This window comes from Paenibacillus sp. JJ1722 (assembly GCF_048282685.1).
GTDB classification, from domain to species: domain Bacteria; phylum Bacillota; class Bacilli; order Paenibacillales; family Paenibacillaceae; genus Paenibacillus; species Paenibacillus polymyxa_B.
In genome coordinates this window covers 5579376-5592052 of the sequence record NZ_CP182500.1, presented here as the reverse complement: position 1 = coordinate 5592052, position 12677 = coordinate 5579376, and the positions used below count along the sequence as shown (strand labels likewise).

Genomic DNA, 12677 nt, shown 5'->3' with positions numbered 1-12677 from the left:
TAACTTGTAAAGAAAGCTTAGTATGTAGAAATTGAAGGTGAGCTTAGGAATGAGAGAAATTCAGGATCAAGAGCAGCTAAAATATTTTTTGCAGCTGCATGAGTTGGAATCCATACTCTACGAGCCACTACATCCTTATTTGTCGTTGCATCGTTTGGAGCAAGGGGAAAGGCTCTGTTCACAGGGAGACTCCATCGAACATCTATATATACTGGTGCAGGGCAAGGTCAAGATTTATACCAGTTCTACAGAAGGGAAGACCCTGATCCTTTGCTTCAAAACACCGATCGAGGTCATAGGAGATGTTGAATATATTCGGAGTAGTCACGTTATCAACACAGTAGAGGCAGTGTCTCCGATCTATGTGATCGGTATTCACCACCAATGGATGAACAAATACGGCAGAGACTATGCTCCTTTGCTGCAATTTCTATTGGATATTGTCACGCGAAAGTTTTGCCTGGACTCCGACTTTTCCAGTTTCAATCTCATGTATCCGGTGGAAGTCAGGCTGGCGAGCTACCTGCTATCGGTTTCTTTTGACGAATCGAATACGGCTTTTCATGAGGAATTACGTGCATCTAGTCTGGTAGATGTGGCGAATTTGATCGGAACCAGCTATAGACATCTCAACCGTGTCATTCGCAAAATGATTGAAGATGGATGGGTTGAACGGACCAAAGGTTACATTGTCATTCGGGACAGAAAAGGTTTGAGTGAACTGGCAGGACATAATATTTATGAATCATTGTAATAGGAGCATTTAGGATAAAGGCAGAAGAATATCAGGGATCATCAAGGGAGAGTTAAAATATGTTATTAGGAATTGTATTGGCGATTATCGCAGGTGCCTTGGTCAGTCTGCAAACGATATTCAATAATAAGGTGAATGAACGGACAGGATCGTGGGCCACAACAACATTGGTGCTGGGAACAGGGTTCTTGGCTTCCTTACTCGGGAGTCTTATTTTTGAAGGGAAAAATACATTTGCTTTACAGCATATGCAGCCGTGGTACTGGTTCAGTGGCATGATTGGTGTCGGTGTTGTGTTCTGTCTGGTACAAGGAATGAAGCGACTTGGCCCGACCTATGCGATCTCCATTGTATTGACGGCGCAATTAGGTACCGCCCTGTTGTGGGATTCGTTAGGATGGCTGGGATTAGAAAAGATTCCGTTTACCTTTAATAAGTTGATCGGAGTATTGGTCATTATCGGTGGTATTCTCGTATTCAAATTTGGACATGGGCGTACGAAGGAGCAAGCAGAAAGCATTTCATCTGTACCTGATTCGATGAAGGGATAAAGGAGATTGTAAAGACCTTTATCTTGCTGGGATAGGGATTGTCCTTTCGAATAGGCATTTTGCAGAAAAGCGGCAGCTCAATTAGGAGCGGCTTTTCTGTAGAGTTTCCGAAAGAAAAAATGTTCACGATCGTGTATATATTTTTCCATCCATGATACAATGAAAGTATCTTAAAATAGCCACATTAAGGGCTACGATATTTGATATAAGAGACGATAAATAGATCGGTTACCGTGTTCGGGAACGGTCTTATTTGTGCTTCTTGAACTTGATACAATAAACAGAGTGACTTTGGATGAGGTGGAACATAAATGAGTAGTACAGAAAATGAAAAAGGAGCACCTGACGGTTTTAATAGATCCGGCTCTTTGTTACCTGCCGCACGGACAGGCGAACGGAAGATTGAGCACGTCCGCCTTTGTTTGCAAGAAGATGTGGCCGGACAAGGCATCACCAGCGGGCTAGAGCGATATGCCTTTAAGCACTGCGCTCTGCCGGAGTTGCATTTTGACGAGGTTCGTCTGGATACTACCTTTTTAGGACAGGCTGTACGAACACCGCTACTTATTAGCTCCATGACAGGCGGCAGCGCCGAGACAGGAGCGATTAATGAGCGATTAGCAGAGACAGCGGAGAGACGCGGCTGGGCGCTGGGCGTCGGTTCGGTACGGGCTGCGGTGGAAAGGGAAGAATTAGCTTCAACCTTTGCGGTTCGCCGTCTAGCACCCAGCATCCCGGTCCTTGCCAATCTGGGCGCGGTGCAGCTGAACTACGGATTTGGCGTGGACGATTGTCGCCGTGCAGTGGAAATTGCCGGAGCAGATATGTTGGTGCTGCATTTGAACGGATTGCAGGAGATTTTCCAGCCCGAAGGGAATTTGGATTTTAGCGGCCTGCTTCAGCGCATCGAGGAGTTGTGTCGTCAGCTTTCAGTGCCTGTAGGAGTGAAGGAAGTAGGCTGGGGCATAGATGGCGAGACGGCATCGAGACTGTATGATGCGGGTGCTGCCTTTATTGATGTCGCTGGCGCAGGTGGGACAAGCTGGAGCCAAGTGGAGAAATTTCGTAATCCTGATCCTGTGCGTCGTGCCGCAGCGGAGGCGTTTGCGGATTGGGGAAATTCAACCGCTGATTGTATCGTGGAAGTTAGAGCTGCTCAGCCACATGGTGCTCTGATCGGTAGCGGTGGACTGAGAGACGGTGTCGATGCAGCGAAGGCGCTCGCTCTGGGGGCTGACATGGCAGGCTTCGGGCGTTCTTTGCTCGGTTCGGCGGTTGCCTCCAGCGAAGCACTGGAAGCACGCCTGGAGCAGGTGGAGCTGGAACTCCGAACGGTCATGTTTGGGATTGGGGTAGATGGAATAGAAGGGCTTAAAGACACGACTCGACTAAGAAAGAAGGTAAACGGATGAGCGGACTTATTACATTGGTTCCGATGAATGCGGAGCAATATGATCGATTTGAACAACGCTCGCTTGCCGACTATGCGGATGAGAAAATCCAAGCAGGTACATGGACGGTAGAAGAAGCACCAGAACGTGCGGCAGAAAGTTTTGCTCGATACCTGCCACAGAGGCTAGACACACCTCATGCTCACCTGTATATGTTGATGTTTTCCGATGCCGGGGGGCAGAGTCAGGAGGAAGCTGGCTATATCTGGTTCAATATTACGGACGGCGCGCAAGGAAAAGAAGCTTTTCTACTGGATATTCTTGTATACGATTCATACCAGGGGAGAGGTCTAGGTACGCTGGCGATGGAGGCTTTGGAAAAGGAGGCTCGCAGACTGGGAGCTGTCCGCATCGGTTTGCATGTATTTGGGCATAATGAGCGAGCTTTGCATGTATATCGCAAATCGGGATACCGGGTTACGGATATCCAGATGAGCAAAGAAATCTAAATAGGGATATAGCAAAATCCTGAATTTCATAACCGTATGCTTGCCGCGTGTATAGGTTCTCATATATAATGTGGGTTGGTAAACTAACGGATGGCATAACGCATATTTTATATAAACGGGAGTTGTTCTGATTATGGCTTTAAAAGCGGGGATTGTGGGCTTGCCGAACGTGGGCAAATCAACACTTTTTAACGCAATAACGCAGGCGGGTGCGGAATCCGCAAACTATCCATTTTGTACGATTGACCCCAATGTAGGCGTTGTTGAAGTACCAGACGAACGGCTGGATAAGCTGACCGAACTGGTTGTGCCGAATAAAACGGTGCCAACGGCATTTGAATTTGTTGATATTGCAGGACTTGTGCGCGGTGCGAGCAAGGGCGAGGGTCTGGGTAACAAGTTTCTGGCTCATATTCGTGAAGTGGATGCGATTGTACATGTGGTACGTTGCTTTGAAGATGAGAACATTACCCATGTGGACGGCAAAATTGACCCGATCAGCGACATTCAGACCATTAATCTGGAACTGATTCTGGCGGATATCGAAAGCGTAGACAAGCGTATTGAACGTTCCCGCAAAAACATGAAGGGTGGCAACAAGCAGTACACCCAAGAGGTTGAAGTGCTGGAGCGGATCAAGGAATCGCTGTATGCTGATAAACCGGCGCGTAGCTTAGAATTGTCGGATGAAGAACGGTTGATTGTACGCGATCTTCATTTGCTTACGATGAAGCCTGTATTGTACGCAGCTAATGTCAGCGAAGATGGCGTAACGGAAGCTGACAGCAATCCATATGTGCAAAAGGTACGCGATTTTGCCATAGATGAAAATGCAGAAGTGGTGCCGATCAGCGCCAAGGTAGAATCTGAAATTGCTGAGCTGGAAGGCGAAGACAAGGCGATGTTCCTTGAGGAGCTGGGATTAGCTGAATCCGGATTGAACCGTCTGATTAAAGCAGCTTATCGCTTGCTGGGCCTGTATACGTATTTCACAGCAGGTGTGCAGGAAGTACGCGCTTGGACTATTCACAAAGGAACGAAAGCACCGGGTGCTGCGGGCGTAATTCATACGGATTTTGAACGCGGATTTATCCGTGCCGAGGTTGTATCCTACAACGATTTGGTCGCTGCTGGTTCGATGAACGGGGCTAAGGAACGTGGTCAGCTTCGTCTGGAAGGTAAGGAATATGTAGTGCAGGACGGAGACGTTATGCATTTCCGTTTTAATGTTTAATATATAATTTCCAGAGTACAATGCTCGATTCGGATATATAAAAGACGATGATTCAATGTATGTGTGTTCTGAAATGTGCTAGATTATGTGGTCGCTGCCTATATTAGGGCGGCGACTTTTTATTGTATTGCATGTTGTGTGGATTTTTGCAAAATCCTAAATTAGTCAGTATTTCTTGTAGCTAATTCATGAATTAGTTGGTATAATAAAGAGCTGTAGCCAGTGAAATTGAAGCTGGTTTCATATTAATTTAACTGAAGAGGTGAATCGCTTGTTGGACCGATTGCAATCATTGGCGGACCGCTACGATAAACTGAGCGAACTGCTCTGCGATCCGGATGTAGCGAACGATAGCAAAAAACTTAGAGATTATTCCAAAGAACAGTCTGATTTACAGCCTGCTTATGAAGCATATACCGAATATAAAAATGTCGTTGAAGAGCTGGAAGCTGCAAAAACCATGCAGGGTGAAAAGCTGGACGACGAGATGCGTGAAATGGTCAAAATGGAGATTGATGAACTTAGTGTTCGCAAGCGGGAGCTGGATGAAAAAATTCGTATTTTGCTGCTGCCGAAGGACCCGAATGATGATAAAAACGTTATTATCGAGATTCGTGGTGCAGCGGGTGGTGACGAAGCGGCACTGTTCGCAGCTGACTTGTATCGGATGTATACTCGTTATGCCGATACCCAAGGCTGGCGTGTAGAGCTGATGGACGCAAACATGAATGATCTCGGGGGCTTTAAAGAGGTTATTTTCATGATTAACGGCCGTGGTGCATACAGCAAAATGAAATTCGAAAGCGGAGCACACCGCGTACAGCGGATTCCGACGACGGAATCAGGTGGACGTATTCATACGTCGACATCTACAGTATCCGTTATGCCTGAGGCAGAAGAAGTGGATATTGAAATTTCCGACAAGGATATTCGCGTGGATACGTTCTGTTCCAGCGGTGCAGGCGGGCAGTCCGTTAATACGACCAAGTCGGCGGTGCGTGTGACACATATGCCTACAGGTATTATGGCAACCTGTCAGGACGGCAAATCCCAGAACTCCAATAAGGAGAAGGCGTTGCAAGTTTTGCGTGCCCGTATTTCGGATATGCTGCGTCAGGAAGAGGAAGCCAAATATGCAGGCGAGCGTAAGAGCAAAGTAGGTACTGGAGACCGCAGTGAGCGTATCCGGACCTACAACTTCCCGCAAAGCCGTGTAACGGATCATCGTATTGGACTAACTATGCATAAGCTGGACCAGGTGATGAACGGGGAGATCGAAGAAATCGTATCAGCGCTCACGATTGCAGAGCAGGCTGATTTGATGGAACAAGAGGTTTAAGTTTTGGGGAACGAACGCGATTGTGTGTATCGGATGTCGCCGGAACGGAACATGAGTGTCAGAGAAGCCTTAGTTGAGGCTTCTTCTTTTTTAGGAAGCTGTGGTGTTCTGGAGCCGCAGCACAATGCCCGCTTACTGCTGGAGCATGTGCTCGGGTTGGAAGGCACGGCGTTTTACGCTGCTCTGGGTGATTCGTTCCCTTCCTCCGTCAAGGAGGCGTGGGAACGGATTATAGCCCGCAAAGCTGCGGGTGAACCGGCGCAGTATATTATCGGACGGCAGGAATTTTATGGCCGCCCGTTCGCGGTTTCGCCGTCGGTGCTGATTCCGCGCCCCGAGACAGAACTGCTCGTCGAGGCGATACTCCAGCACGGCGACCGGCTGTGGCCAAGCGGCGCTCCGCAGGCGCTCGACATCGGCGCAGGCAGCGGTGCGATTGCCGTGACGCTGGCGGCTGAGCGACCGAGCTGGCGCGTGGCGGCAGGGGATATTTCGGCTGCCGCGTTAAAAGTAGCGACTCATAATGCTGCTGCGAACGGCGCAGCCGTAGAATTCCGCGAGGGCGATCTGCTGGCGCCGTTCGTGGGAACGGCGGTGGACATTCTCGTGTCCAACCCGCCGTACATCCCGGCTGCTGACATCGCTGGCTTACAGCCAGAGGTACGCGACCATGAGCCGCGGATGGCGTTGGATGGTGGTCCTGACGGGCTCGGCCCGTATCGGGCAATGCTGGAACAGCTCGGACTCCTTCAGGCTCCGCCGCGGCTAATCGGGTTTGAGCTGGGGATGGGACAGGCCAGAGACGTGGCTGGTCTGCTGGCACAGGCAGGTCATTGGAAGAACATTATAATCGTTCCTGACCTTGCAGGGATCGAGCGACATGTCCTAGGTGTCTCGGAGTAGTGCTGCATTTTCTTTTTGCGAGTCTTTCCTTTAGAATAAGAGGAGTATGACCGAGAAACGGCTCAGGGGGAAATCATGCTTCAGAAATTGAAAAAAATTGACGGTCCGGTTATCTTTATTCTGGTTTTGCTCATGGCGATTAGTATCATAACGGTATACAGCGCAGGTAGGGGCCCTACGAACTTGGCAGAGCACGGCAATGACTACCAGAAGATGATCGGGTATTATATATTGGGTTTTGTGGCGATTTTGGGTTTAGCGATGGTCGATTTTCGGATATTCATTAAAAAAGCCTTGTACGTATATGGAGGCGGAATATTCTTGTTGGGTCTCGGATTTTTTGGCGGGACGGTTAACAACTCTCAGGGCTTTTTGAAAATTGGTGGCTTGAATCTTCAGCCTGCTGAGGTATTCAAGCTGGTCCTTATCGTTTTTCTGACTTATATGCTGATCAAAAAGCGCAAGAGCAAGCTGTATTTTATTCAGGATGTTCTTCCGGTCGCACTGGTGAGCTTTGTCCCGTTTGCCATGGTTATGGCACAAAATGACTTGGGTAATGCGCTCGGTTATATTGTCATCGTCATCGGTATGCTATGGATTGGTAATGTGAAGGCATCCCATGCGTTGATCGGATTCATAGTATTTGCAGTCGCTGTTGGCGGCGGGATCAAAGCTTATATTTCGTTTCACGATGAGATTGATTCCTTTATGAAGGGGATTGGCCGTAGTCACTGGGTTGAGCGTTTGGACCCTTGGTTGGTACCGGAAGAGGCAACCGCGAAGGCGTCTTATCATACCAAAAATGCCAAGCTGGCGATAGCCTCTGGCGGGATGATGGGCAAGGGCTTTTTGCAAGGAACCTCAGTACAGTCCGGGCGTGTTCCTTATACGTACGCGGATTCTATTTTTGTGGTCGTAGCGGAGGAATTTGGCTTTGTAGGCTCTTCAGTGCTGCTATTGTTATATTTTATTTTGATTCACCGCATGATCCTGATTTCGCTGGAATGCCGGGATCGCGCCGGACCGTATATTATTGTCGGGATTGTGTCCATGTTGCTGTACCAGATTTTTGAGAATATTGGTGCGTTTCTGGGCATTATGCCGCTTACGGGGATTACGCTCCCGTTCATAAGTTATGGTGGTACCTCGTTGCTTATTAACATGGCTAGTATCGGCTTGGTTATGAGTATTAAGGTGCACGGCCAAGAGCTGGAGGATGATCTGCCACAGCCTTCCAGACTAAGCTTGACGAAGGCGAAAAAAGCCTAGTACAGGTGGAATGTGGCTAGATAATGATTGGTATTTGTGTGAGTTGAAACGGTGCAACGAGAGAGTCCAGATTGTGAAATCTGGGCTTTTTCATATTCCTCGGTGAGGGTCAGAAGCTTGGTGTAGCATGATTTGAGGGTATTTTTGAAAAAATCTGTAAAGTGGTCCTGAATCTTTTACAAGAATCATAGGTTTAGACTCTCCCAAACCGGACAGACTGATAGACATGATAGAGTTTGGGTTTGGGGGAGACGAAGATGAGAAATTGGATCAAGCAAGCTGCAATGATACTATTTTGTATTTCGATATTAATGATGTCTTGGGAAGGTCAAAAGACGGATGCTGCTATGACCACTGGAACAAGAGGAACCTTAGCATCAGGAGTAGCTACAACAGGGCTGAATGTGATTCCACATGACTCCATTCGACTGCGTATTTTGGCCAATTCGGATCGTCCGGAGGATCAGCTGGTTAAACGCGAAATACGGGACGCTATTGTACAGCAGATGAATGCCTGGGTGGGTGAGCTGGAAAACCCGCAAAGCTTAGACCAAGCGAGATCATTGATTGATGCTCATTTACCTGAAATTGACCGTTTGGTAGGTATGGAACTGGCTCGTCGCGGCATTGCGTATGATCATCAGGTGGAACTGGCGAGCGTACCTTTCCCAACGAAAATGTACGGTGGTCTTGTCTACCCGGCAGGGAATTATGAGGCACTTCGGGTTACGCTGGGGCAAGGAAAAGGTCAAAATTGGTGGTGCGTGCTGTTTCCTCCGCTATGTTTTATTGATGCAGGCAGTGGGGAAGCAACGGCACAAACTGTATCAGCAAAAACGAATCACGGAGATAGTCGGACGAATGCTACTGACAAGGAGCCGGAAGTACGTTTTTTTCTGTGGGATGCACTTACGGGACTGTGTAACTGGGTGAGTGGTTTGTTTGCCTAAACGTTGAGGAGTGTAAGTTTCCCCATATGCTATAATGGAGCTTACGATAGATATACACATGGCAGAGCCAAATGAACTGATCTTTCAAAGTAGCTTTATGGGGATCAAACGAAATCACTGGCCTGTATGACAATAAGATATGGGATGATCTGATATGAGCGATAAATCGAATCAAATGCAAGACTTGCGCGGAGAATTTGTGCAAAAGGAAAAACCTGAGCAAAAGCTAGATGAACAGGGAATTCGCGAGCTGAAGCAGGCATTGAAGTCTTCCCATACACAATGGTGGGATGTAAGATGTTTGGTTCCTGTGAGCAACACTGACGGGGATGTTTCTGACGAAATTTGGGATGAACAGGCTCGGATTGCGGCGGAAAAGGGCATACGCGAGGCCGCCTTACTCCTCCAAGCTGGAGAGACGGTAGCCTTTCCTACGGAGACCGTGTACGGCCTGGGGGCCGATGCGCGTAGTACAAAAGCGGTGGAGGCGGTATTTGCTGCCAAAGGACGCCCTTCCGATAACCCGCTCATTGTACATATTTCTGATGTTGATCAATTAGAGGGTATGGTAGCAGAAATAAACGATACAGCCCGAGCGCTGATGAATATGTTCTGGCCGGGACCACTGACTCTCGTATTGCCGGTAGTGCCGCAGGCACTGTCATCGCGTGTGACAGCCGGGCTGGACACGGTTGGTGTGCGCATGCCGGATCATCCGATAGCGCTTCGTTTGATCGCTGAAGCGAGTTGTCCACTGGCTGCGCCAAGCGCCAACCGGTCGGGAAGACCCAGTCCCACCCTTGCACAGCATGTGCGGGAGGATCTGGAGGGCCGCATCGGCGGCATTTTGGACGGAGGTCCCACGGGGGTGGGGCTGGAGTCCACGGTAGTGCAGGCGGGTGACGACGGAACCGTCACCATCCTGCGCCCCGGCGGCGTGACGGCTGAGCAGCTCGCTGCGGTTGCTCGCGCTGTCGTGCTGGACCCGGCGTTGGCCGCTACGCCCGGGGAAGACGCGGACAGCCCGGCGCCGCGCTCGCCAGGCATGAAGTACACGCACTACGCGCCGCGAGGCCGCTTGAGCGTGGTACAAGGCCCGTCGTCCGTTGAGGTGACGGGCTGGATTCGCGCCGCGCTGGCGGAGGCTTCCGCGCGCGGGGAGCGCACGGCAGTGCTCGCGTTCGACGAGCATGCCGCCGGCTACGCCGGAGAGCGCGTCTACACGTTAGGCAAGCTGGACGCGCTCCATGAGGCAGCGCAGCGCCTGTACGGCGTGCTGCGCCGCTGCGACGAGGACGGCGTCACCTACATTTTGGCGGAATCCTGTCCGCCGAAAGGATTGGGAGACGCCGTCATGAACCGCCTGCTTAAAGCGGCAGGTCACCGAATCGTCCGCTTGTAGCTTCTGTCGAATCAGAGCCTCTTATATTAAATTTTCCTCCCTCCTCATCTCGGTATTGGGTACTTTCAGTGTATGCTTGTACTGATTTCCCCCTTGTCCGCATAACGTGTACAAGAACAGACGGATAATGGAGGGATGGAGTATGCTGGCAGCCTCTGCCCATGCCGGGCAGGTTGTAACGATTCTGATCATGGCGGTAGCGCTAGGAATGGATGCGTTATCGCTGGGCGTAGGGATCGGCATGAAGGGGATACGCCTGCGAGACGTGCTGCGCATCAGTACTGTTATTGGCTTTTTTCACATTCTGATGCCATTGCTGGGAATGTTCACAGGCCATTATATGAGTTCTTTATTAGGTCATGTGACGGCCTACTTCGCAGGGGGGTTACTCATCCTTTTGGGCGGGCATATGGTGTATAATTCCTTTAAAGGGGACGGCGTACAGGTATTGGATCATCGTTCGCCTTTAGGCCTTTTGCTGTTTGCACTTGGGGTGAGCGTTGACTCATTTTCTGTAGGAGTGTCACTAGGTATGTTCCAAAGTGATCTGGTGCTGTCCGTTTTGGCGTTTGGTTTTTGCGGGGGAGCAATGGCGATGTTGGGTCTGCTGCTGGGTCGCAAGGTCAGCCGCAATCTAGGAGATTATGGAGAAGCAGTGGGCGGTGCCATTTTGCTGGCATTCGGCTTTATGTTTATGTTTTGATTTTAGCGTAGACAGTGTAAAATAAATGCAGGATTATAGTAAGGGATTAGAACTATAGTAATCCTCTGTTTATATATTTTTTTAACATACGGGGGGTGAAAACGTTGAAGAATATCTTATTCGTATGCACAGGGAATACCTGTCGCAGTCCAATGGCTGAAGGGATGCTGCGTAAGTTGGCTGCTGAGCATGGGCTAGAACTGGAAGTACGTTCTGCGGGAGTAGCCGCGATGGAAGGCACGCCGATATCCCGACATGCAGAGGCGGTTCTACGTGATCATGATATATCCGATCAGATCACTTCAACCTCTTTGAGCGACGGGCTTGCCGGGTGGGCGCATCTGATCTTAACCTTGACGCAAGGACATAAACAGCACGTAATTCAGCGCTTTCCCCAAACGGCGGGCAAAGTATTTACGCTTAAGGAATATGTGGAGAACCGGGATGCGGTGTTGAATGATGTACAGGAGTTGGATAGTTTATATGCTTCACAGCAGTTGATGGCTTCACTCGGACAAGAGCTATCGGCGCAGGAGCGTGAACGAATGATTGAATTACACCAACGGATTCCGGGCTTTGATATTTCTGATCCGTTTGGCGGTTCGCGAGAAGATTACGATGTCACAGCTGCGGAAATCCGTACGGCACTGCATAAGCTGCTGGACAAGCTAAAGGCATCTTCCGAATAAAATTGGTATTACTCATCTGTTTTGTACGGAATCTGTTGATTTTCGGCGGTTAATCCGTTAAGATAAGGTGGAAAAATGAGAATCCGATGTAACTGGCGACAAAAGTGGGATTAACCACGATGGAGCATCGGATATACGGCCGGTCGCCTGGGCAAAAGAGCAATTCCACATAGGTGTGGACTGCTCTTTTTTTCATATACAAGTTATGCCAGATTTTTAGCTGAGAGTTGATTCCATTAAAGATTCTTCCATTTTTTCTGCTCGAAATCTGAAACATCGGCTATAATATAGTCAGATTGTGATCAGGAGAGAGTGTGTTGAACTTGGGGCATGAGACCGTGCCTAGTCTCTGAGAGGCTGTTCAACCAAAGGAGGTTCCAATGGTGGAACAATTAGATCATGAGATTCCGCTGGAAGCACAGACCACTTCTGTCGTGCGGGAAATCGCAGAAGCAGCCAGTCTCAAGGCTGGTCGCCTGCTGGTTATCGGCGTTAGCACAAGTGAAGTGGCTGGAAGTCGGATTGGTACGGCGGGAGCGCTCGATGTGGCTCAGCAACTGTTGTCTGGAGTAGAGTCTGTTCGCAGGGAGTATGGCTTTGATGTGGCGTTTCAATGCTGTGAGCATTTGAACCGAGCGCTGGTCGTTGAACGGGCTGTGCTGGAGCGATTGGGACTGATGGAGGTTGCAGCTGTTCCTGTTCGTACAGCAGGAGGCTCTATGGCTACCGTCGCCTATCGTTCTATGAGCGACGCGTGTTTGGCGGCGAACGTGCAGGCTCATGCCGGGATAGACATCGGCGAAACGCTGATTGGCATGCATCTGCGACCCATTGCTGTTCCGTTTCGCCCAAGCCTTCGCTGGATTGGCGAAGCACGTGTGACAGCAGCGTTCACCCGTCCTCCACTTATTGGCGGACAACGGGCGGTGTACAGTCTGGAGCAAGAAGTCGGCGGAAACTGCGATTAGCATTTGGCATGGCGG

The 12677-nt window shown here is 49.6% G+C and carries 13 protein-coding genes and 1 riboswitch; all 13 genes read left to right on the top strand.

Annotated elements, in window-relative coordinates:
* The first annotated feature begins 49 nt into the window (after positions 1-49).
* The 13 genes from ACM1ND_RS24805 (at position 50) to ACM1ND_RS24745 (ending at position 12662) form a co-directional block, all read left to right on the top strand.
* Complete coding sequence (locus ACM1ND_RS24805) at positions 50-754, top strand: Crp/Fnr family transcriptional regulator (RefSeq protein ID WP_053326275.1); 705 nt, start codon at positions 50-52, stop codon at positions 752-754.
* A gap of 59 nt (positions 755-813) precedes the next feature.
* Complete coding sequence (locus tag ACM1ND_RS24800; protein ID WP_023990727.1) at positions 814-1305, top strand: DMT family transporter; 492 nt, start codon at positions 814-816, stop codon at positions 1303-1305.
* Between the two features lie 311 nt (positions 1306-1616).
* Positions 1617-2717 (top strand): type 2 isopentenyl-diphosphate Delta-isomerase, encoded by a 1101-nt coding sequence (gene fni / locus ACM1ND_RS24795; RefSeq protein WP_053326274.1) that lies wholly within the window; start codon positions 1617-1619, stop codon positions 2715-2717.
* Positions 2714-3205 (top strand): GNAT family N-acetyltransferase, encoded by a 492-nt coding sequence (locus ACM1ND_RS24790; protein WP_053326273.1) that lies wholly within the window; start codon positions 2714-2716, stop codon positions 3203-3205. Before fni ends, ACM1ND_RS24790 begins: the two co-directional genes overlap by 4 nt.
* Positions 3206-3338: 133 nt before the next feature.
* Complete coding sequence (ychF, locus tag ACM1ND_RS24785) at positions 3339-4439, top strand: redox-regulated ATPase YchF (RefSeq protein ID WP_023990724.1); 1101 nt, start codon at positions 3339-3341, stop codon at positions 4437-4439.
* A gap of 271 nt (positions 4440-4710) precedes the next feature.
* Positions 4711-5778, top strand: a complete 1068-nt coding sequence (gene prfA / locus ACM1ND_RS24780; protein ID WP_023990723.1) for a peptide chain release factor 1 — start codon at positions 4711-4713, stop codon at positions 5776-5778.
* A gap of 3 nt (positions 5779-5781) precedes the next feature.
* On the top strand, positions 5782-6681 hold the full coding sequence (gene prmC, locus ACM1ND_RS24775; protein WP_023990722.1) for a peptide chain release factor N(5)-glutamine methyltransferase: 900 nt from the start codon (positions 5782-5784) through the stop codon (positions 6679-6681).
* Positions 6682-6756: 75 nt separating this feature from the next.
* Complete coding sequence (locus ACM1ND_RS24770; protein WP_028542184.1) at positions 6757-7950, top strand: FtsW/RodA/SpoVE family cell cycle protein; 1194 nt, start codon at positions 6757-6759, stop codon at positions 7948-7950.
* Between the two features lie 257 nt (positions 7951-8207).
* On the top strand, positions 8208-8900 hold the full coding sequence (gene spoIIR / locus ACM1ND_RS24765) for a stage II sporulation protein R (protein ID WP_076156423.1): 693 nt from the start codon (positions 8208-8210) through the stop codon (positions 8898-8900).
* Positions 8901-9054: 154 nt separating this feature from the next.
* The gene (locus tag ACM1ND_RS24760; protein WP_071558131.1) at positions 9055-10302 is read left to right on the top strand and encodes an L-threonylcarbamoyladenylate synthase; all 1248 of its coding nucleotides are present in this window, start codon (positions 9055-9057) and stop codon (positions 10300-10302) included.
* 142 nt (positions 10303-10444) lie between these two features.
* Positions 10445-11005 carry a manganese efflux pump MntP family protein gene (locus ACM1ND_RS24755; protein ID WP_023990719.1) on the top strand — a complete coding sequence of 187 codons (561 nt, stop codon included), beginning with the start codon at positions 10445-10447 and terminating at the stop codon, positions 11003-11005.
* A gap of 104 nt (positions 11006-11109) precedes the next feature.
* Complete coding sequence (locus ACM1ND_RS24750) at positions 11110-11694, top strand: low molecular weight protein arginine phosphatase (protein ID WP_023990718.1); 585 nt, start codon at positions 11110-11112, stop codon at positions 11692-11694.
* A 78-nt stretch (positions 11695-11772) separates the two neighbouring features.
* Positions 11773-11854: riboswitch (ZMP/ZTP riboswitch) on the top strand.
* A gap of 220 nt (positions 11855-12074) precedes the next feature.
* On the top strand, positions 12075-12662 hold the full coding sequence (locus ACM1ND_RS24745) for a TIGR01440 family protein (protein ID WP_023990717.1): 588 nt from the start codon (positions 12075-12077) through the stop codon (positions 12660-12662).
* Positions 12663-12677 lie beyond the last annotated feature (15 nt).